The sequence below is a fragment of the Paucibacter sp. B2R-40 genome (assembly GCF_025717555.1).
In the GTDB taxonomy this organism is placed as follows: Bacteria; Pseudomonadota; Gammaproteobacteria; order Burkholderiales; family Burkholderiaceae_C; genus Paucibacter_A.
In genome coordinates this window covers 82,418-101,521 of sequence record NZ_JAJIRP010000011.1, presented here as the reverse complement: position 1 = coordinate 101,521, position 19,104 = coordinate 82,418, and the positions used below count along the sequence as shown (strand labels likewise).

Annotated in this window: 26 protein-coding genes; 10 read left to right on the top strand and 16 right to left on the bottom strand. The window is 63.5% G+C overall.

All coding sequences use genetic code 11. The features are described 5' to 3' along the window. Positions 1-21 precede the first annotated feature (21 nt). Complete coding sequence (locus LNV09_RS20435) at positions 22-1,236, top strand: ABC transporter permease (RefSeq protein ID WP_263558924.1); 1,215 nt, start codon at positions 22-24, stop codon at positions 1,234-1,236. Positions 1,237-1,279: 43 nt separating this feature from the next. Continuing rightward, positions 1,280-1,978 carry a VIT1/CCC1 transporter family protein gene (locus LNV09_RS20430; RefSeq protein ID WP_263558923.1) on the top strand — a complete coding sequence of 233 codons (699 nt, stop codon included), beginning with the start codon at positions 1,280-1,282 and terminating at the stop codon, positions 1,976-1,978. Between the two features lie 34 nt (positions 1,979-2,012). On the opposite strand, the gene pgm is transcribed toward LNV09_RS20430, so the two are convergent. From pgm to LNV09_RS20395, 7 genes are all read right to left on the bottom strand, one after another. Beyond that, the gene (pgm, locus tag LNV09_RS20425) at positions 2,013-3,686 is read right to left on the bottom strand and encodes a phosphoglucomutase (alpha-D-glucose-1,6-bisphosphate-dependent) (RefSeq protein ID WP_263558922.1); all 1,674 of its coding nucleotides are present in this window, start codon (positions 3,684-3,686) and stop codon (positions 2,013-2,015) included. A 13-nt stretch (positions 3,687-3,699) separates the two neighbouring features. After that, the gene (locus LNV09_RS20420) at positions 3,700-4,359 is read right to left on the bottom strand and encodes a SagB/ThcOx family dehydrogenase (protein WP_263558921.1); all 660 of its coding nucleotides are present in this window, start codon (positions 4,357-4,359) and stop codon (positions 3,700-3,702) included. Between the two features lie 11 nt (positions 4,360-4,370). Continuing rightward, entirely contained in the window at positions 4,371-4,676 is a 306-nt protein-coding gene (locus tag LNV09_RS20415) for a hypothetical protein (protein WP_263558920.1), read from the bottom strand. Beyond that, the gene (locus LNV09_RS20410) at positions 4,673-4,873 is read right to left on the bottom strand and encodes a heavy-metal-associated domain-containing protein (RefSeq protein ID WP_263558919.1); all 201 of its coding nucleotides are present in this window, start codon (positions 4,871-4,873) and stop codon (positions 4,673-4,675) included. Before LNV09_RS20410 ends, LNV09_RS20415 begins: the two co-directional genes overlap by 4 nt. 147 nt (positions 4,874-5,020) lie before the next feature. Further along, positions 5,021-5,572, bottom strand: a complete 552-nt coding sequence (locus LNV09_RS20405; RefSeq protein ID WP_263558918.1) for a hypothetical protein — start codon at positions 5,570-5,572, stop codon at positions 5,021-5,023. Between the two features lie 56 nt (positions 5,573-5,628). Next, positions 5,629-5,772, bottom strand: coding sequence for a hypothetical protein (locus LNV09_RS20400; RefSeq protein ID WP_263558917.1), 144 nt, complete (start codon positions 5,770-5,772; stop codon positions 5,629-5,631). A gap of 145 nt (positions 5,773-5,917) precedes the next feature. Next, positions 5,918-6,721 carry a beta/gamma crystallin-related protein gene (locus LNV09_RS20395; protein WP_263558916.1) on the bottom strand — a complete coding sequence of 268 codons (804 nt, stop codon included), beginning with the start codon at positions 6,719-6,721 and terminating at the stop codon, positions 5,918-5,920. 342 nt (positions 6,722-7,063) lie between these two features. On the opposite strand from LNV09_RS20395, the gene LNV09_RS20390 reads away from it, so the two are divergent. Further along, complete coding sequence (locus tag LNV09_RS20390; protein ID WP_263558915.1) at positions 7,064-7,468, top strand: response regulator transcription factor; 405 nt, start codon at positions 7,064-7,066, stop codon at positions 7,466-7,468. Between the two features lie 55 nt (positions 7,469-7,523). On the opposite strand, the gene LNV09_RS20385 is transcribed toward LNV09_RS20390, so the two are convergent. After that, on the bottom strand, positions 7,524-8,156 hold the full coding sequence (locus LNV09_RS20385) for a response regulator (protein WP_263558914.1): 633 nt from the start codon (positions 8,154-8,156) through the stop codon (positions 7,524-7,526). A 56-nt stretch (positions 8,157-8,212) separates the two neighbouring features. Between LNV09_RS20385 and LNV09_RS20380 the strand changes: the two genes are divergently transcribed. The 5 genes from LNV09_RS20380 (at position 8,213) to LNV09_RS20360 (ending at position 11,283) form a co-directional block, all read left to right on the top strand. Continuing rightward, the gene (locus tag LNV09_RS20380; RefSeq protein ID WP_263558913.1) at positions 8,213-9,592 is read left to right on the top strand and encodes a CHASE3 domain-containing protein; all 1,380 of its coding nucleotides are present in this window, start codon (positions 8,213-8,215) and stop codon (positions 9,590-9,592) included. Between the two features lie 195 nt (positions 9,593-9,787). Continuing rightward, positions 9,788-9,952, top strand: coding sequence for a DUF1328 domain-containing protein (locus tag LNV09_RS20375; protein ID WP_263558912.1), 165 nt, complete (start codon positions 9,788-9,790; stop codon positions 9,950-9,952). Positions 9,953-9,995: 43 nt separating this feature from the next. Beyond that, a complete protein-coding gene (locus LNV09_RS20370) occupies positions 9,996-10,373 on the top strand; it encodes a hypothetical protein (protein WP_263558911.1) in 378 nt (125 codons plus the stop codon). A gap of 32 nt (positions 10,374-10,405) precedes the next feature. Next, on the top strand, positions 10,406-10,810 hold the full coding sequence (locus LNV09_RS20365) for a hypothetical protein (protein WP_263558910.1): 405 nt from the start codon (positions 10,406-10,408) through the stop codon (positions 10,808-10,810). Beyond that, positions 10,807-11,283: a hypothetical protein gene (locus tag LNV09_RS20360; RefSeq protein WP_263558909.1), complete on the top strand. Its 477-nt coding sequence runs from the start codon at positions 10,807-10,809 to the stop codon at positions 11,281-11,283. The genes LNV09_RS20365 and LNV09_RS20360 overlap by 4 nt, the downstream gene beginning before the upstream one ends. Here LNV09_RS20360 and LNV09_RS20355 read toward each other — a convergent pair. The 6 genes from LNV09_RS20355 to LNV09_RS20330 all read right to left on the bottom strand — a co-directional run bounded on the left by LNV09_RS20355 (position 11,271) and on the right by LNV09_RS20330 (position 16,840). Further along, the gene (locus LNV09_RS20355) at positions 11,271-12,692 is read right to left on the bottom strand and encodes a phospholipase D-like domain-containing protein (protein ID WP_263558908.1); all 1,422 of its coding nucleotides are present in this window, start codon (positions 12,690-12,692) and stop codon (positions 11,271-11,273) included. The two genes, LNV09_RS20360 and LNV09_RS20355, sit on opposite strands and share 13 nt — an antisense overlap. A 17-nt stretch (positions 12,693-12,709) precedes the next feature. Next, on the bottom strand, positions 12,710-13,927 hold the full coding sequence (locus LNV09_RS20350) for a PQQ-dependent sugar dehydrogenase (protein WP_411969328.1): 1,218 nt from the start codon (positions 13,925-13,927) through the stop codon (positions 12,710-12,712). Positions 13,928-14,091: 164 nt separating this feature from the next. Continuing rightward, complete coding sequence (locus tag LNV09_RS20345) at positions 14,092-14,250, bottom strand: DUF3309 family protein (RefSeq protein WP_263558906.1); 159 nt, start codon at positions 14,248-14,250, stop codon at positions 14,092-14,094. 30 nt (positions 14,251-14,280) lie between these two features. Continuing rightward, positions 14,281-14,514 carry a YajG family lipoprotein gene (locus tag LNV09_RS20340; RefSeq protein WP_263558905.1) on the bottom strand — a complete coding sequence of 78 codons (234 nt, stop codon included), beginning with the start codon at positions 14,512-14,514 and terminating at the stop codon, positions 14,281-14,283. Positions 14,515-14,620: 106 nt separating this feature from the next. Then, on the bottom strand, positions 14,621-16,348 hold the full coding sequence (locus tag LNV09_RS20335) for an ABC transporter ATP-binding protein/permease (RefSeq protein ID WP_263558904.1): 1,728 nt from the start codon (positions 16,346-16,348) through the stop codon (positions 14,621-14,623). A gap of 18 nt (positions 16,349-16,366) precedes the next feature. Further along, a complete protein-coding gene (locus tag LNV09_RS20330; protein ID WP_263558903.1) occupies positions 16,367-16,840 on the bottom strand; it encodes a PRC-barrel domain-containing protein in 474 nt (157 codons plus the stop codon). Positions 16,841-17,074: 234 nt separating this feature from the next. Between LNV09_RS20330 and LNV09_RS20325 the strand changes: the two genes are divergently transcribed. Continuing rightward, the gene (locus tag LNV09_RS20325; RefSeq protein WP_263558902.1) at positions 17,075-17,299 is read left to right on the top strand and encodes a hypothetical protein; all 225 of its coding nucleotides are present in this window, start codon (positions 17,075-17,077) and stop codon (positions 17,297-17,299) included. Positions 17,300-17,320: 21 nt separating this feature from the next. After that, complete coding sequence (locus tag LNV09_RS20320; RefSeq protein ID WP_263558901.1) at positions 17,321-18,391, top strand: flavodoxin family protein; 1,071 nt, start codon at positions 17,321-17,323, stop codon at positions 18,389-18,391. Between the two features lie 52 nt (positions 18,392-18,443). Here LNV09_RS20320 and LNV09_RS20315 read toward each other — a convergent pair whose 3' ends face one another. Together LNV09_RS20315 and LNV09_RS20310 are read right to left on the bottom strand one after the other, a co-directional pair. After that, positions 18,444-18,596, bottom strand: coding sequence for a hypothetical protein (locus tag LNV09_RS20315; RefSeq protein WP_263558900.1), 153 nt, complete (start codon positions 18,594-18,596; stop codon positions 18,444-18,446). Positions 18,597-18,643: 47 nt separating this feature from the next. Beyond that, a complete protein-coding gene (locus LNV09_RS20310; RefSeq protein WP_263558899.1) occupies positions 18,644-19,000 on the bottom strand; it encodes a hypothetical protein in 357 nt (118 codons plus the stop codon). Between the last annotated feature and the right edge of the window lie 104 nt (positions 19,001-19,104).

Below are 19,104 nucleotides of genomic sequence, written 5' to 3'. Positions count from 1 at the left end.
GGCGGCCCGGCGGAGGCTGAGATGCTCTTCAGCGTCTTCATGCTCGCTTTGCGCTCGGTGCGGCGCAATGTGCTGCGCTCGTTTCTGACCGTGCTGGGCATCGTCATCGGCGTCAGCGCCGTCATCACCATGGTGACCCTGGGCAATGGCGCCACCCAGGCGATCGAGCAGAAGATCACCAGCCTGGGCACCAATTTGCTGATGGTCAGCCCGGGCCAGCGCATTGGCGGCGGTGGCGGCGGCGGTGGCGTGCCGCAGTTCGTCGAAGCCGATGGCGAGGCGATCGCCGCACAAATCGGCGGCGTGGCGGCCGTCGCGCCGCAAGGCCGCTCCAGCGCCACCGTGGTGGCGAATGGGCGCAACTGGGCCACCACGGTGGTCGGCAGCAGCAATGCCTGGTTCGAGACCGGCAATTGGGAGCTCGCCAGCGGGCGGCTGTTTGCGGCCGATGAGCAGTTGTCGGGCGCGGCCGTGTGCATCATCGGCGAGACGGTGCGGCGCGAACTCTGGGGCGCCACGGTCGGCCAAACAGGGCTGGGTCAGCAGCTGCGGGTGAAGAATTTTTCCTGCGAGGTCGTCGGCATCCTGGTCCCCAAGGGCCAAGGCGGCATGGGTGACCAGGACGACACCGTGCTCTTGCCGCTGCACACGCTGCAGCGCCGCGTCACCGGCAGCCGCAAGGTTGGCGTCTTGCTGGTGTCCATGCAAGACGGCAGCGACAGCGCGCCGCTCAAAGCCAGCTTGCGCCAGTTGCTGCGCGAGCGGCGCCACCTGGCCGACAGCGACGACGACAACTTCAATATCTTCGACACCCAGCAACTCGCCGAGACCCTGTCCAGCACCATGGGCGTGCTGACCAGCTTGCTCGGCGCGGTGGCAGCGGTCAGCCTTCTGGTGGGCGGCATTGGCATCATGAACATCATGCTGGTCAGCGTCACCGAACGCACGCGCGAGATTGGCCTGCGCCTGGCCGTGGGCGCGCTGGAAAGCGAGGTGCTGCTGCAGTTCCTGATCGAGGCGGTGGTGCTGTCGGCGCTGGGCGGGCTGATCGGCGTCATCATTGCCACGGCGGCGTCCTATGTGCTGTCGGGCGTGATGGGCGTGCCCTATACCTTTGATCCCGCCATCAATCTGCTCTCGCTGCTGTTCTCGGCCGCCATCGGCGTGGTGTTTGGTTACTTTCCGGCGCGCCGTGCAGCGCGCATGGATCCTATCGAAGCGTTGCGGCACGAATAGTCCCGGCAATGTCCTAACTACTTATATTTACGGAGACCGAGCGATGCGCCGTCATACTGAAAATCACCGCAGCGAGCGCATTGGCTGGCTGCGCGCCGCCGTGCTTGGCGCCAATGACGGCATCGTCTCGACCGCCAGTCTGGTGCTCGGCGTGGCCGCAGCCGGCGCCGAGCCTCGCTTGATTTTGCTGACCAGTGTGTCGGGGCTGATCGCCGGCGCGATGTCGATGGCGGCGGGCGAATTCGTCTCCGTTCATTCGCAGCAAGACACCGAGCATGCTGATCTGGCGCGCGAGCGCGCCGAGCTGCAGCAAGACCCCGCCGCTGAGCTGCGCGAATTGACGGGCATTTATGTGGGCCGTGGTCTGGACAAGGACTTGGCCGAACAGGTTGCCAAGCAGTTGACGGCCCGAGACGCGCTGGGCGCGCATGCTCGCGACGAGTTGGGGCTGTCCGAGACGACTGCCGCGCGTCCGACCCAAGCCGCGCTGGCCTCGGCGGGTAGCTTTGCGGTCGGTGCGGCTCTGCCGATCGCCGTCGTCGCCACGGCCTCGTCGGCGTCGTTGATTGTCTGGGTGTCGGCCTCTTCGCTGGTTTTTCTGGCGGGCTTGGGTGCTGTCTCGGCCCAGGCGGGCGGGGCGCCGATTTGGAGCGGCACTTGGCGGGTTGCGTTCTGGGGTGCTGTCGCCATGGCGGTCACCGCAGCTGCCGGGGTGATGTTTGGTGTGGTCGCAGGCGCTTGATCGCCGCCTAAGCCGGCGCGCAAAACCCGCAGCTTTAGGGCTGTGCGATCGCCGCGTCGACCAGGGTTTGAGCTTCTCGCAACAGCGCCTGTAGATGCGCTTGATCGCGAAAGCTCTCGGCGTAAATCTTGTAGATGGCTTCGGTGCCGGACGGTCTTGCGGCGAACCAGCCGCTGGCCGTGCTGACCTTGATGCCACCGATGGGGGCGCCGTTGCAGGCCGCACGGGTGAGGATGGCGCCAATTTTTTCGCCAGCCAACTCGGCCGCTGCCAAGGCTTGTGGCGCCTGCTCAGACAGCGCTGCCAAGCCGATCTTTTGCGCCGGGTTGGCCGGAGCTGCAAGCATTTGGGCCAGGGGGCGGCCGAGTTTCTCGGCCAGTGCCTGGTAGAGCAGACCAGGGTCGCGGCCGGTCACGGCCGTGATCTCGGCCGCCAGCAAAGCGGCCGTGATGCCGTCCTTGTCGGTGGTCCAGACTGTGCCATCGCGCCGGGCAAAGCTGGCGCCCGCGCTCTCTTCGCCGGCAAAGCCCAGGCTGCCGTCCAGCAGGCCGGCGGCAAACCATTTGAAGCCCACCGGCACTTCAAAAATGGGCCGCCCCAGACGCTTGGCGACGCGCTCAATCTGCTGCGTGCTGACCACGGTCTTGCCGATGCCGGCCTTTGCGGGCCACAGGGGGCGGTGGCGAAACAAGTAGTCGATGGCCACGCAAAGGTAATGATTCGGCGCCAACAAGCCCTGTGCGGAGGTGACGATGCCGTGGCGGTCGTGGTCGGTGTCACAGGCGAAGGCGATGTCGAATTGGTCTTTGACAGCAATCAGCTTCTGCATCGCGTAGGCCGAAGACGGGTCCATGCGGATCTGCCCGTCCCAATCCAGCGGCATGAAGGCAAACCTGGGGTCAACTTGCTGATTCGTCACCGTCAGGTCCAACTGCCAGCGCTCCGCAATGCGGGTCCAGTAATGCAGTCCGGCGCCGCCCATCGGGTCGACCGCGATGCGCAGCTTGGCCGCGCGTATCGCCGCCATGTCGATCACCTGGTCGAGCTCGGCGACATAGTGAGCGCTGTAGTTGTGGCTATGGGTCGTTGTCGCCCTCAGTGCCGCGGCGTGAGGCATGCGCCGCGCACCCGCCAGGTGGCGTTCAAGATAGGCGTTAGCGAGTGCGGAGATGGGGGCGGTGATGGCGTCGCCGGCCGGGCCGCCATGGGGTGGGTTGTACTTGAAGCCGCCATCACGCGGCGGGTTGTGCGAGGGCGTGAGCAGGATGCCATCGGCGCATCCCTTGCCCCGGCTGAGTTGCCGGCCCGAGTTGTAGGTGACGATGGCGTGCGAGACCGCCGGCGTGGGGGTGGGCTCATTGGCGGGTGCCAGCATCACATCGACGCCATTGGCGGCCAGCACTTCAAGCGCAGTGGCGCAGGCCGGCGCCGACAGCGCATGGGTGTCCAGCCCCAAGAAGAGCGGCCCGGTGATGCCGAGCTGCCTGCGCCGATCGCAGATCGCCTGCGTGATGGCCAGCACATGCCATTCATTGAAGGCCAGATCGAAAGCCGAGCCGCGATGGCCCGAGGTGCCGAACTGCACCCGCTGCGCGGCGATGGTCGGATCAGGTCGCTCGGCGTAGTAGGTGGCAATGAGCTGATCTACATTGATCAGATCTGCGGCGGATGACGCTTGTCCCGCTCGTGGGCTGAGGTGGCTGAGCATGCGCGAACAGGGTTCAGGCCGCTTGCTCGGCCTTCATCGCACCCACCGTCTGCGACAGCAGCAATTGATGGTCGGCCTGCAGACCCATGGCTTGGGACAGCGCAGGGCGGTCGAACCAGGCGCGAATCACCGTCGCCAAGCCCTCCGAGGCGCAAAAAAGATAGACGTTTTGTGCCATCGCACCGGCCATGGCATAGGCATAGGCCTCCCGCTGGGCAGCCGGCACCAGGCCCATGCGCGCGTGATCGGCCACGAACACCAGATCCAGTGGCGCGCTGTCGACAAAGTCCTGCTGACCGGTGACGCGGCGCACATCACTGGCCACCATCAAACGCAATTGGTGGCCCAAGGGCTCGTAAAGGAACAGACCTTGAGGCATCGCCACATAGAGCAACACCTCTTGCGAGTTCATCGCACTGGGCACGGTGCGCCCACCGAGCTCGTGCCGGTTGATGCCGGCCGCCGCCCACAGCAGATCGGACAGCTGCTGCGTGGGCAGGGCGTTAGGTGAAAACTCGCGCCGCGACTGCCGGCTCGACAGGGCCGCAATCAAAGGCATGCCGCCGGTGAGCGTCGGTGGCGGCAAGTTCAGCAGAGCGGCGGTATCTCCGATGGGCGGCAAGGGTTTGAGCTGCCCCATCAAACCGAGTGCCAGCTTGGTCAAGGTGTTCATGGAATCCCTCCTCAAGCGAGCCGGTCCATATCGTGGACTTCGCGTTCATGGGTGGCCGGGCCGTCCATCACGATGGTGGCGCGGCCGCCGTCATAGTCTGCCACGACGAACTGCCGGTCGGGCACATGTCCATGAGTCGATGGAAACAGCGCAAACACCGGCGCGCCGGTACGGATTGCCTTGACGGCCGCGCTGACCGGTGCCTCGACCTCGGGCGCTGCCCAGGTGTTCTTGGCCGTATCCACCGGCCCCCAGAGCACGGCGGTGATGCGCCCGCCGGCATCAAGCCTGACCTTGGACACCGCAAAGGTCTTCATGCGGCCACCGGCGAATAGCCGGCCCGCTTGATCGCGTCGCTCAGTTGCCGCGCCGTGGCGTGGCTGGGCTCGATCTCGACCGTGAAGGTGGCCATATCCACCCGCACCAAGGCGGCATGATCGGCCTCCTTGAGTGCCTTGGTGACGGCACCGGCGCAACGCGCGCAACTCATATCGCTGACTTGAAAAGCAATCATGTCGAGTCCATCCTTTCGAGGCGTGAAGGCAAGCCGCAAGCCGCACCCCGGCTTGGGGGGGCGCAAAGAGGCACGCCCGCAAGAATGCAGGCGTGGGTCAAGATATCAATTCGGCCAGGGCGGCTGGTTGCTGCCCCGGCTAGGTCATCAGCCCTTGCCGAAGGTGGCTTTAGCGCTGGCGACGCAGCTGGTCTTGGCGTCGCCGGACAGCGCGTCGCATTTCTCGACGCTGACCTTGTAGTCGGCGTCGCGCTTGCTCTGCACATCGTCCTTGACGGCGGTATCGATCTTCTTGCTCAGCTTGACGTCGGCCAAGGCCTTGGTTTCGATCGCCTTGGCTTCTTTGACGCAGACGTCCTTGTCATTGCCGGACTTGTCATCGCATTTCTCTTTGGCGACGGCATAGGCCGATTCCGCCTTGGCAACGATCACCTTGTTGCTGTCGCTGGTGCTGCCGGTGTGGGCCAACTCGGCTTCAGCCAGTGCAACCTTTTCGTGTGCTTTGGCTTCTTCGACGCACACATCTTTGGCGTTGCCGCTCATGGCCGAGCAAGCTGCCTTCTCGGTCTTGTAGTCCGCAGCGATGCGGGTCTTGCTGGCCTTCAAGTCATCTTTGGATGTCAGGGCAGCCTGGGCGGCAGGCAAGCAAAACAGGGCAGCTAAAACGAGTGTGGCCTTGAGCTTGAATTGATTGTTCATGATGTTCCTTGGTGGTTGAAAAAAACTAAGAACTTGGGTGCCATCGGCCTTGGCGTTTATTCGTCCAAAGTCCGCAAGCCGTGCAGCGCCTGACGCCCCATCTCTGCCTGCACTTGATCTGCAGCGAACCAACTCAAGAGGGCCAATCCGCATGAAGATACAAACGCCAGCGCGGTCAGCGAGAACAGAATGAAACTCATTGGAAACCTCTTGAGAAGGGGGTTAGCGAGCAATCAGTGTCCAGTTGCCGAGGCGGCGAGCCAAGCGGACTACATCGCTTGTTGGGGTAGTCAATGTCCTACGATTGACGGCAGCTTCAGCGGCAGCAAACTGGCCGCAAGCGCCTCAAGTACGCGGTTCACCTTGCCGGTTGACGATGACAGTTCTGCCCGGCGCTGAGTTCATCTGCACATGGTGGGCCTGGCCGCGGAATTGGTAGCCCACGTCCCAATACTCGGGCTGGCCATTGCCGTCGTCCGAGCTGCAGCGCTGCACATCTTGCGCACGTGTCGAGGGCGAATTGCCGTTCACTTGCGAGCCGATCGCCGCGCCGGCCACGACGCCGCCCACGGTGGCCAAGTCACGCCCGCGGCCACCGCCGACCTGGTGGCCCAGTACGCCGCCGAGCAATCCGCCCACCAACGCGCCGGGCACATTGGCATTGCTAGCCTGCGACACTTGTTGCTGCTCGACCCAGCAGCGCTGCTGGGGCTTCCCCATTACCGCACGCACGGAGGTGACCTCGGCCTCGTACAGGCGTTCGTCATTGCGCCGCCGTGAGTCATAGACCGACACCGGCGCTGGCGCATAGCGCTGCTCCTCGTACTGCTGATTGGCCGGTACAGCGCGCGCCGATGAGATGCGGTCATTCAAGCCCATGGCGGACAAGGACAGGTAGTTGCCGCGCCGCAAGATGACACAGCGCCCGCCGAAGTTTTGCTGATCGCAAATCTCCCAGCGATCGCTGCTGACCACGGCCGAGGAGGCCAGGTCATTGAAACCGTAGCGCTGCAGATTGCTGACCTTGTTCTGCGTCTTGAAGGAGCGGCCACCGAAGTTGTCATGCTCGTAAAAGGTGATCTGGGCGCTGGCTTGGGCCGCCAAGGCCAGGCCTGCTGCAGCGGCCAGAAGTTTCAGTGTTGGACTCATCGATGTCTCCTGAAGTGAGTTTTGCTCCGCGCTGAATTTCGGTCTGAGGCGAAATTCGAACGGCAACAGGAGTGTGCAAGTGCGTCGCTCGCGCTTGAAGCGGACAGGCGCTTGGGCGCACGTAGTTGCTGTCCTACGTCGGGCTTATGGGCCGGCCTTGTAGGGCTCGTCCTACACACAGCCGGGCAAGTCCAACCTGGGGCATTGGTGCATTTGCTGTCACACTCGGAGCATCCACACATGACCCCAAGCTCAGCGGGATATGTTCGGGCCTTGCCGAACCCGTCGTCACTCCAAATGAATGCTGAATGCTCGGCTCCTGCCCCCCCTGAACTCGCGCGCTTGAGGTCTAAGCTCAAGACCTATATCGTCGAAGACAGCCCAGTCATCCGCGAAAATTTGATCGCAACCCTGGAAGAACTCGGCCCGATTGAAGTCGTCGGCACGGCCGAAGATGAAAGCTCTGCGCTGCAGTGGATGAACCAAAACCTGCATAGCTTTGACTTGGCCATCGTCGATATATTTTTGAAACAGGGCTCTGGCATCGGCGTGCTGAATGCGGCGGGAGCCATGCCCGGCCACCACACCTTGGTGGTCTTAAGCAACTATGCAACCCTTGAGATGCGCCGCAAATGCTTGGAACTGGGCGCGGCGCGGGTCTTCGACAAGTCCAACGAAATTGATGATTTGCTGGACTACTGCTGCCGCCTGGCGGCGGGTGATACCGGCTGCGCTGGCTTGGATTGAGATGGCCCGCCCCGCATTGATGGGCCTGCAATGCGCCGACGGCGGCGCCGTCAAATCATTGAATCAAGCCGTTTTTCAAGGCGTAATAGGTCAGGTCGCTGTTGGAGGCCAGATTCATTTTTTCCATCACCCGGGTGCGATAGGTGCTGACTGTCTTGACGCTGAGCGACATGCTGTCGGCCATATGGCCAATCGTCTCGCCCTTGGCCAGGCGCAAGAAGACCTGCAGTTCGCGCTCCGACAGGCTTTCATGCGCGGGGCGGTCGCCGCCGTTGCTCAGCCCGTTGGCCAACTGTTCGGCCACGCCGGCGCTGATGTATTTGCGCCCGCGCACCACGGTGCGGATGGCGCGATTGATTTCTTCCGGGTCGCAGTCCTTGTTCAGATAAGCGCTGGCGCCTTGGCGCAGCAAGGTGGTGGCGTAATGCGCCTCGGGGAAGCCGCTCAGGATCAACACCGGCAAGTCGGGTGCGCGGGCCTTGATTGCGGCCAGCGCATCGATGCCGCTTTGGTCGGGCATGGAAATATCCAGCAAGATCACATCGATCTCGCCCTTGCGCACGATCTCCATCGCCTCGCGGCCGGTGGCGGCTTCGGCCACCACTTGGAAGTCGATCTGATCGGCGAAAAACTGGCGCAAGCCGGCTCGGACGATGGCGTGGTCATCAACAATGGCAATACGAATCATGTGTGCGCTAGCGCTCCTGTGGGCCATGATCCCACGAATTCAGGCCAAGGCTGCTTATGAATCTACTCACCGTTGCTCGGCGCAGTCCGTTCATCATCCCATTGGCCTGCGCAGCGACGGTGGCCGTCATCTTTCTTAGCGAAAACTCCTTTTTGCGGGCCACATCCAGCTTGGAGGAATTGGCGCTGATGGGGAAGATCCAATTGATCACCCGCACGATGCTGGTTGGACTGCTGGACGCTGAAACGAGCCAGCGTAACTATTTGCTGACCGCAGACAAGGTCTATCTAGAGCCCTACGAGAATGGTGTGGCGGTGTGCAAGGAGGGCATGCAGGAACTTGGACTGGCACTGGGCCGCGATCCCGCCTTCACCGCGCTGCTGGCGGACACCCAGCTGCATTTGGATGCCAAGCAAGCCATGCTTGCGCGCGGCCTCCTGTTGACCGATGCGGGCCAAGGCGAGCAGGCTCGGCAACTGGTCAAGAGCGGTTTCGGCAAGTCCCATATGGACGCGTTCCGCCTCAATATCACAGCACTGCTGCGGCTTGAGACCGAGCGCATGGCCGCGGAGCAAGCGTCGCTGGCGAGAACGCTGGTGATCAACCGGATCGGGCTGGCCGGGCTCTGCGCCGCCTGCTTGCTGGCCTTATTTTTGTATGTGCGCCAGAGCCTTATCCTGAAACAACAGCTGCAGGATTCCAGTCGCACGCTGCGAGACGATAGAGATCAGTTGCAAGACGAGGCCGGCATCAGCACTTTGATGTTGACCGAGTTGACGCAGCATTTGCTGACCGCCCGCGAAGATGAGCGTGGCCGGCTGGCGCGCAATCTGCATGATGAGTTGGGCGCCTTGCTGACCTCGGCCAAGCTCGACGCGGCCCGCATCAAGTCGCGCCTGAGTCAAACTGCGGCGGCCGCGCCCGCCGCGCCGGGCGTTGCCGAGGCCTTGGAGCGCTTGGCGCATTTGGTCGGCACGCTCAACGCCAGCATCGCGCTGGGGCGCACCATCATCGAAGATCTGCGGCCGTCGACGCTGAGCAATCTGGGCCTGCTGCCCACTGTGGAGATCCTGGTGCGCGAGTTCGCCGAAGCCAAGGGTCTGCAAGCGCATTGCGATTTGCAACCGGTTGCACTCGCCAGCGGCACCGAAATCGTCGTCTACCGGGTGATGCAAGAGGCCATCACGAATGTTTCAAAGTATGCCCAGGCGAGCCAAATATGGGTCGGCATGAAGCAGGAGGCTGGCTGGGTGACGGTGTCGGTGCGGGACGACGGGGTCGGTTTTGATGCCGAGGACACACCGCGCTCGACCTATGGCCTGCTGGGCATGCGCGTGCGTGTCGAGGCCGAGGGGGGGCGCTTGACGGTGGTGTCTGAAAAAGGGCAGGGCACCTTGATCCAGCTCTTGCTGCCTGCCGACGGCAGCGTCGCATAAGGATCGCTCTCGCCGGCATTGTTCGCCGGCGATGGTGATCGTCCTACAAACCGGCGCCGAATTGTCCGACCCCGCTTCAGCCAGTTCGCCTATCGCCTGCGAGCGCAGCCGGGCAGACACTGGGGGCATGCCGCAGCCCAAAGGCTGCGATACCTCAATCACTCAGCCCACCAAGCGGCTCGACAGGAGTTCACCATGCTGCATTACGCCGTCGTCTTTTTCGTGATCGCTCTGATCGCCGCCTTGTTTGGTTTCGGCGGCATCGCGGCCAGTGCCGTGGGCATCGCCAAGATCTTGTTTGTGGTGTTTGCGGTGTTGGCGGTTGCCAGCTTCTTGTTCGGCTTGATTGCCAAGAACTAACGCCTTATTCAAATCACCCATTTCATTACACAAAGGAATCATCATGTTCGGAAGCAACAAGACTTCACCCCTCTCCAATAACAGCCTGGATCACGCCGGCAGCGCGGCCGAGCAAGCCTTGCATGCGACTCAGGTGTTGGCACAAGAAGCGCTCGACGGCTTGGCCGGCGGCGTGCAGGAATTGCGCGATCAAGCTTCGCCAATCTTGCATCAGGCCAGCGACCGGGCCAGCAACTTCGCCCACAACACGGTCGATGCCTTGCGGGACCAGTCGATGCGGCTGCGCGACCAAGCGATGCGCGCAGGTACCAACACCACGCACTACATCCGCGCCGAGCCGGTCAAGTCGGTGTTGATGGCTGCGGCCACCGGCGCCGCGCTGATGGCCTTGGTCGGCCTGCTGAACCGCTCGCGCGGCTGAGTAGCGTCGACACTGATTGAAGGCCCGCCCTCATGCTGCACGCGCTGCTTCATTTGTTTTCCACGCAGCCGCAAGCGCTGGCCGAGCATGCGCAGGCCTATGCCGACTTGTTCGGTGATGAATTCGGGCAGGCCAAGCAGGCGCTGCGTCGGCGTTTTGTGCTGCATGCGGTGGTGATGTGTAGCGTCGCCCTGGGTGTTGGTTTGGCGGGTGTGGCGCTGCTGCTGTGGGCGGTCACGCCAGCGGCGCAGATCCACAGCGCTTGGCTGCTCTTGTGCGTGCCATTGCTGCCGCTGGTCTTGGCGTTGTACTGCTGGCGCGCCGCTGCGGCATCGCGCAGCAGCGATGGCGTCTTTTTTGCGAATCTGCGCCACCAGTTGGCGACCGACCGAGCCATGTTGGTGGGCGCGACAGCGGCTGCGGGCGCTGCCCTGTGAAGCCGCCTTCGACGGCACTGGCGCGCTTGGCTTCGTCGCGGGAGAGTTTGCGCAATAGTTTGCGCGAGCGGCCTGCGGTCGGTGCCATCGGGGGCTATCTTGCCGGCTTGAAGTCCTTGCCTGGGGCCGCCTTGCTTTTTGAGTTGAGCAAAACTTGGTGGCAACAGCAGCCGCTAGGGGCGGCTGTCAAGGCCAGCTTGTCGCCCCTGGCTCGGCGTCATCCGTTCGCGCTTGTTTGTGGCGCAGCGGCGCTGGGCGGGCTGCTGGTGTGGGCGCGGCCTTGGCGCTTGCTCAAGCCAGCCTTGCTGGCGGGTCTGGCGCAACAGCTCTTGTCCAAGGCGCTCGGTGGCGCTACGCTGGAGGCTTGCCTGGCCGCTTTTGGGGCCATGACGCAAGCACCGCCTTCGCCTGCGACTGCCACTGCCGGTCCAGCCACTGCTGACGCTCCCGCGCGCGGGCCTCACAACCAATAAGCCCAAACATTGGCAAACCACTCTTGCAGCCTGGCCGACCAAGGCCGGTCTCGCCACGTCGCCCAGCTGATCTGGGTCGAGGCTTGCAAGTCTCGCTCGAATTGCTGGTGCATCTGCCCGCCAAAGTCCGCTCCCAGCACTACTGCGTTCAACTCCTGGTTGTGCAAGAAGCTGCGCCAGTCGAGATTGGTGGAGCCAACAGTGGACCAGACGCCGTCTATCGACGCGGTTTTGGCATGCATGATGGCACCCTGGCGCTCGAAGATCTTGACCCCCGCTCGCAGCAGCGGCGCGTAGCTGGCGTGGCCGGCCTGCAGCACCAGCCAGGAATCGGTTTGGCCGGGCAGGATGAGTTTGACGTCAACACCGCGCTGCGCTGCATCGGCCAGCGCCTTCAGCAATTGCGGGTCGGGTACGAAATAGGCATTGCTCAGGTGCACGCTGGTTTCGGCGCTGGCAATCGCTGACAGCAGCGTGGCGTAGATCAGGCTGAAGGGCTCATCCGGCGAGCTGCCGATCGCGCGAACCACTGCCCGGCCCATCGCCGGCAGCGGCGGGAAGTATTTCCTGTCAGCCAACGCCGGACCATTTTGCGCCCCCCAGCTGGCCATGAAGAGCCGCTGCAGATCGGCCACCACCGGACCTTGCAATTGCAGATCGGTGTCGCGCCAGGCCAGTCCGGTTTTGGCGTTAGCTTTTTTGGCCGCCCGCGAGCCCGACTTGAAGGAGCCGCCCGAATAGACGCTGCTGATATTGATGCCGCCCAGAAAGGCAATGCGCCCGTCCACCACCAGCAGCTTGCGGTGATCGCGCTGGTTGAGTTCCCAGTCGCCGCTGCCGCTCAAGGCCTGGACCGGGTTGAGCGGGTTGAACTCGAGCACTTGCACGCCCGCCGCGCTCAGGCGCTCGAAAAAGGCGCTCGGCGTGGCCATGGTGCCGGCGCTGTCGCGCAGCAAATTGACCTGCACGCCCTCGGCCTGCTTGGCGATCAAGGCCTGCGCGAAACGCTGGCCGACCTCATCGTCGTCGAGGATATAGGTTTCCATATTGATGTGATCCTGCGCCGCCAGGATGGCCGCATACATCGCGCGGTAAGTAGCTGGCCCGTCCTGCAGCAGCTCTACCGCATTGCCGGCGCTCAAGGGTCTGCCGTTGATGGCTTCTTCCAAGGCCAGATGGCGCTCGAAAATACCTGTTTCTTGTGTCTGTTCGCCTTGCTGGCTCAGACGCTGCAAGACCGCCTTGGCCTGGATCGCCGACAAGGGCCCGCCGGGTCCGTCCACAGCGGGGGGCGGCCGGGCGCGACGCGAGAGTTCGGGCGTGAGCGTAGGCAGCCCGGCGCAGCAAGTCAGTCCCAGCACACCGAGCAGACTCAGCAGCATCAGGCAAAGACATGTCCCGCGCCGCATGGCAGACCTTGCCGGCTTCAAGGGCGTGCGCTGACGCGCCAGATCACATTGCCGACGTCATCGGCCACCAGCAGTGCGCCGCTGCGGTCCAGCGCCACGCCGACCGGGCGGCCAAGAGCCTCACCGTCGGCGTTGAGGAATCCGGTCAAGACATCCAGCACCGGGCCATCAATTGCCTGACCCTGGGCAAAGGGCACGAACACCACCTTGTAGCCGCTGTGCGGGCGCCGATTCCAGGAGCCATGCTGGCCGATGAACATGCCCTCGGCATAGAGCGCCGACAGGCTGTTGCCCTTGGATGAGGCCAGGCCCAGCGATGCGGTATGCGCGCCCAGCGCGAAGTCGGGCACCACGGCGCGGGCCACTTGCTCTGGCGCAGGCGGCTGCACGCGAGCGTCCACATGCTGGCCAAAGTAGCTGAAGGGCCAGCCATAGAAGGCACCGTCTTGTACCGACGTGAGGTAGTCGGGCACCAAGTCGCTGCCGAGCTCATCGCGCTCGTTGACCACGGTCCACAGATGCGCTTCGCCCGTGCCATCGAAGGCCCAGGCCATGCCGTTGGGGTTGCGCAAGCCGCTGGCGAAGATGCGGCTGGCGCCGGTGTTGAGGTCCAACTCCCAGATGGCGGCCCGGCCCGCCTCGGCGGCCAGCCCGCGCTCGCCGACATTGCTGTTGGAGCCCACCGTGATGTAGAGATGCTGGCCATCGGGGCTGGCGATGATGTTCTTGGTCCAATGGTGGTTGATAGGGCCGCCAGGCAAGTCCATCACCTTGACGGCGCCGCCGCTGATGCGGGTGCTGCCGGGTATGTAGGCGAAGCGGAGCAGGGCGTCCGTGTTGGCCACATACAAATCGCTGCCGATCAAGGCCATGCCGAAGGGAGAGTGCAGGTTCTCCAGCAGCGGCGCTTGCACATCGGCGACGCCGTCACCGTCACTATCGCGCAGCAGCGTGATGCGGTCGGCGCTGGGCACGCCCGCGCCGGCGCGTTGCATCATCAGGCCCATCACCAGCCCTTTCACCCAGGCGCCCAGACCTGCGTCCTGTGCCGGCTTGGCCGGCGCATTGCTCTCGGCCACCAGCACATCGCCATTGGGCAGTACCAGCAAAGTCCGTGGGTGCTCGAGCCCACGGGCAAAGGCTTGTACTTGCAGGCCCAGGGCTGCGACAGGCGCAACCCCCTTGGGCCACCCAATGGCGGGTGCAATATGGACGGTGGGCAAGTTGCTGCTCACCGGCGGGGGCAAGTTCGGCCGCGGGCCGCTGCCGGCCGCCAAAGGCTGCGTGGCCAGGTCACCACAGGCGCTCAGGGCAAGGATTAAGCTCAGACTCAGGCCTGGGCTAACAAGCCATCTCGAACCAAGCCATCTGCCTTCGCCCTGTGCGCGCATGGCAAGACCTAGATGCGGCCCAGCAGCAGCAAGACCAAGATGATCACCACCACGAGACCCAGGCCGCCGGTTGGCCCATAACCCCAGCCGCGGCTATGTGGCCATGCTGGGAAGACGCCAATCAGCATCAGAATCAAAACGATCAAAAGTATCGTGCCTAAGCTCATGGTGTTCTCCTTGAATGTTGAGGGAGGGGATCAGTTCTGCACCGCGGAGGCTGGAGGCGTGACCACAATCACGGCCGTGCCGCCTTGTGTCCCAGTGGCACCGCTGGCGCCTTGTGGTCCTGTCATGCCGGTCGCTCCGCTTGGGCCGGCCGGGCCAGCAACGGGCTCGGCTGGAGGCGGCACATTGACGACGGTCGTCGGCTTTTCGCAGGCCGTCAGGCCCAGGGTCAGCAGCAGCGAGGCGATCAGCACAGTGTTTTTCATGGGGGTTCCTTGGAATTTGGGTTTGCGAGTGGATGGGTGTGGAGATTAGGGCGGGGCAGCGAAGGGTTCAGTGCGTTAGCGAACACAGCGCTCAATTTCCTCGCAACTATTGCCAGACATAGCCTTGCGTTGCATGCAAGACCCAAGTACCGTCGCCCGGCAAGGCCAGGACCTGTGTGTGGTGGCGCAGCAGGCTGGCGTGATGGCTGACGCTGATCGGGGTGATCGCCAGCCCGGCCAGTTGCTCGTAGAGCTTGGCCTCGTTGGCGGCGTCGAGCGCGCTGGTGGATTCATCCAGCAGCAAGTAGCGCGGCTTGGCCAACAGTGCGCGCGCAAAGGCCAGGCGCTGCTGCTCGCCGACCGAGAGCACGCGGGCCCAGTCCGCTTCGGCGCCCAAGCCGCCAAAGCGATCGGCCAGCAAAGGCAGATTGACGCGCTCCAGCCAGCGCAGCAATTCCTGGTCGGAGATCATGCGTTCGGTCAGCGGGTAGGTCAGCTGATCGCGCAAATTGCCCAGCGGCAAATAGGGCTGCTGCGGCAGGAACAAGATGTCAGGTCCGGCCGGGCGCTGCACGACCCCTGAGCCGGTCGTCCACAGGCCGGCGATGACGCGCAAGAGCGAGCTTTTGCCTGAACCGCTGGCGCCAGCAATCAACAAACCCTCGCCCGGTTTGACGCAAAGACTCAAGCCTTGAATCAGCAGCTGTTCGCGATTCGGCGTCAGCACGGTCAGCTGCGCCACGCTCAAGTTCATGGACGCCTCGGTGGTGATTTGCAGCACGCCGTCGTCAGGCCTGCGCTGCAATTGCTCGCCTTGGCTGTCCAGCGCGGCCGCGAAAGCGTGCAAGCGATCAACCCCGGCGGAGAAGCGGCTCAGGCCTTCGAAATGGTCAACGATGACGGTCAGCGCGCTCAGGATCGCGACAAAGGCGCCGGCCGCCTGGATCGCGCGCCCGACCTCCAGCTCGCCTGCCAAGACTTCGCCGGCGATGATCACGATGGGCAGCACGGCGATCAAGAAGCTGTGCGCGTACTGAAACAGATTGAGCTTGAACTGCCAGCGCAGCACCTTGAGGTAGTTGCCGTAGAGCGCCTCGAAGACGCGTTGCAGCGCCGACATTTCGCGCGCCTCGCCGTCGTGAAAGGCGATCGCCTCGGCATGCTCGCGCACGCGCACCAGGTTGTAGCGAAAGTCAGCCTCGCGCTGCAGCTGGCGAAAGTTCAGGGCGATCAGCCGGCGCCCGAACACCGAGCCGGTGAACAAGGTGCTGAACAGCGCGTAGCCGATCAGGAAGTAGACCAAGCCCTGCGAGATCGACCACAGCACGCCGGCGAAGGCGATCAGCTGCATCAGCGAGCCGATCATGATCATCGAGAAATACAGCGACTGCTGGGTGAAGGCGTTGATGTCCTCGGCGATGCGCTGATCCGGGTTGTCGATGCCGGAAGCCGCGGTCAGCCGGTAATAGGCGCGCTGCTCGAAATAGCGGGCCAAAAAATGATCGGTTAACCAGCGCCGCCAGCGCAGGCCCAGGGTGTCACGCACATAAAAGTAGAGCGCGTAAATCGGCACCGCACCCACCAGAATGGCGGTATAGCGGCCGATCGCGCTCCAAAAGCGCTCGGCGTCGCGCGCCGCCAGTGCCGAGGTGAATTCGCCCGTCTCATGGTTGAACAAGACATTGAAGGCGGTTTGCCCGAGCAGCAGCAGAATCAGCAGCGCCAGCAGACCGATGGCCCGCCAGCGCTGCTCGCTGCGCCAGTAGGGCCGGGCGATGGCGACAAAGCGATGCCACAGGCGGGCGTTGAATCCGGGTGCGGCTTCGCTTGGCATGGTCGCTTGGGCGCCGCTTCAGTTCATCAAGGTGTCGCCGTGGGGATGGGTGCCATAGAAAGCATGGATGCCCAGCGCCCATTCGGAATCGGCCATATTCGGCCACTTGTCCTTGTCAAAGCCAGGCGCGCCTTCCAGCCGGTTCTTGTCGATGTTGAGCGTGAAGCGCTTGTTCACGGTGTCGAGCTTGAGGGCGCTCCAAGGCACGGCAAACAGCTTCTCGCCCAGGCTCAGAAAGCCACCGAAAGACAGCACCGCGTAGCTGATGCGGCCGCTGCTGACGTCCAGCATGATTTCCTTGATGTCGCCCAGATCCACGCCCTCCTGGTTGCAGACGTCATTGCCGATCAAGGTGTTTGCGCCCATCAGGCGTGGGCCAGGGCCTTGATGAATTTCGGGGTCGAAGCCGCCGACGGACTGGCCGTCGAGGCCGGTGCCTGACCCATTATTTGTGCGGTAAATGCCGTAGGTGTCGCGTTCTTCGTAGTTCATGTGCTGCTCCAGTTCGGTGTCTCATTGGCGGATTGATACGAGCGCCGCAATGAGAGAAGCGACGCTCTGCCAGCAAGTTAAATGAAGGGCTGTGTGGGCACTGTGCGTTTGCGCACAGAGTTAGGCGAGTCGCCGCAGATGTGCGCCAGCGCACGGACGCCATGCTCGCGGGCTCGCACGATGGCCGCAGCTGGACCTCAAGGTGCAGCGTCAACATCAGCCATTGGAGCCACTATGAGCCAGCCAGCCCACATCACCGGAACCGTCGAATACCGCGAAGGCGACGGCGCCAATATCACGATACGCAAAGGCGCTTGCGAGGTCGAAGAGTCCGCGCTGGATGTGACCATCAGCTGGACCGATGCTGATTCGCACGGCTCGGCCGCCATACCGCTGGGTGACTACAAGCGCTATGTGGCCAGCAAAGCCATTCAAATTGACGCCCCACGAGCGGGTTGAAGCAAAAGCACCGGAGCTCCTATGACGAAGATCAGAACCGGACAAGCGCCCTTGCCGCTGACGCGTGCGCAGTTCAGCGAGCGTTTCAAGGCTCGCTTCTACGACCCCGCATTCGACGGCGAATACGCGGCCATCGACAGGCTGGAAGCGATCGCCTGGGTGGCCATGCAAGAAGGTCGCAAAGCGCCCATCACTCAGCCGGCCGGGCGCGGTTTTGCCGACCCCAGCTACCAGGTGTCGGTGCAGTGGCTGAACACCCAGCAGCGCTTGAAGGCTGCGCAAAAGCGTTGGAGTGACAGCAAAAATCCCTCGCGGGTCCTGCTGGTCTGCGGCAGTGCGCGCAATGACGGCACTTGTCCGGGCGAGATCTCCAAGACCTGGCGGCTGACCGGCATGGCGCAAGAAGTGATCGAGCAGGCAGGCCTGCATGCCGACGTGCTCGACCTGAGTCTGGTCACCTCGGAATACGGCCGCACCATTCACCCCTGCAAGGGCTGCGTGTCGAGCGCCATGCCGCTGTGCCATTGGCCCTGCAGCTGCTACCCCAACCATGCCTTGGGCCAGACCGATGATTGGATGGCCGAAATCTATGAGCGCTGGGTGGCCGCCCATGCGGTGATCATCCTGGCGCCGACCTATTGGTACCAGTCGCCGAGCCCGCTCAAGCTGATGATGGACCGCATGGTCTCGGCCGATGGCGGCAACCCCGATCCAACGAGCACGCATGGCAAGCATGTGGACGAGGCCAAGCGGATTGAACAGCAAGGCTGGGACTATCCCAAGCATCTGGCCGGCCGTGCCTACGGCGTGATCGTGCACGGCGATGTGGCCGGCGTGGAAGTTCACCGGCGCAACCTTTGCGACTGGCTGGAGTGGATGGGCTTGATAGACGCTGGCGCGGCGTCCAAACTCGACCGCTATATCGGCTATTACGAGCCTTACTACAACAGCCATGACGCGCTCGACCTGGACAAGGCGGTGCAGGAGGAGGCCCGCAATGTCGCCCGCGCCGTGGTGCAGGCCGTCAAAGACTTGCGCGTGGGTCAGTTGAGCCAGCCGGACCAGCGGACCACACAGCCGCGCCCAAAGTGACGAGCTCTGAGGCCGCGGCCCGACTCGCCTTGTGACTTCAAGGCGGCCCGCCTCATGCTTCGGGATCGACCGCCCACTCGTGCTCGGGGTCGTGCGGGATTTGACTGGGTATCAGCCCTTCGTCGGGTTCCACCGGCAGCGCGCCGGGTTCGAACTCGGCGGGGACGTCGGTATTGGGGTGAGGGTGTCTATGGGTCGCAGCCATTGAGGATCTCCTGACTTTGCCGGTGCCGTCTGAGGTGAAAGCAGAACTTAGCCGCGCCCAGGGCCGCTGGCAGGCTTGGTCGGAGTCAGCGGGGCCGAGTGATCATTGTTTTGGCCCGGCATGGGCATCGCCGAGGATTCTTGCGCCCGGCTCATCGCGCTGTTGGAGCGGCCCGCAGTCGGGTCGACTTTGGTGGCGGTGGCGGGCGTGGCGAGTACGGTTGCGGCCGAAGGTACCGAGGGTACCGAGGTCTGCGGCGCGCTGGCCACCTGCGCAGCCAATTCGCCAGTCACAGGCCTGACCTTTGGCTCGGGCGGCCAAATGGGGTTGGGAGGTGCCTTGTCGCAGGCGCTGAGCGTCAAGGCGACGAGACACAGGGTAGTCAATCGGAATGAATGCTGCATGGAATTCCTCGCGCCAAATGCGTAGTGGATGGGGGGGCTGGCTGCCTTTGTTCATGCTTTATAGAGGCGCCGCCGGCCGGCGTCTGTGGTGCAGCGAACAGACC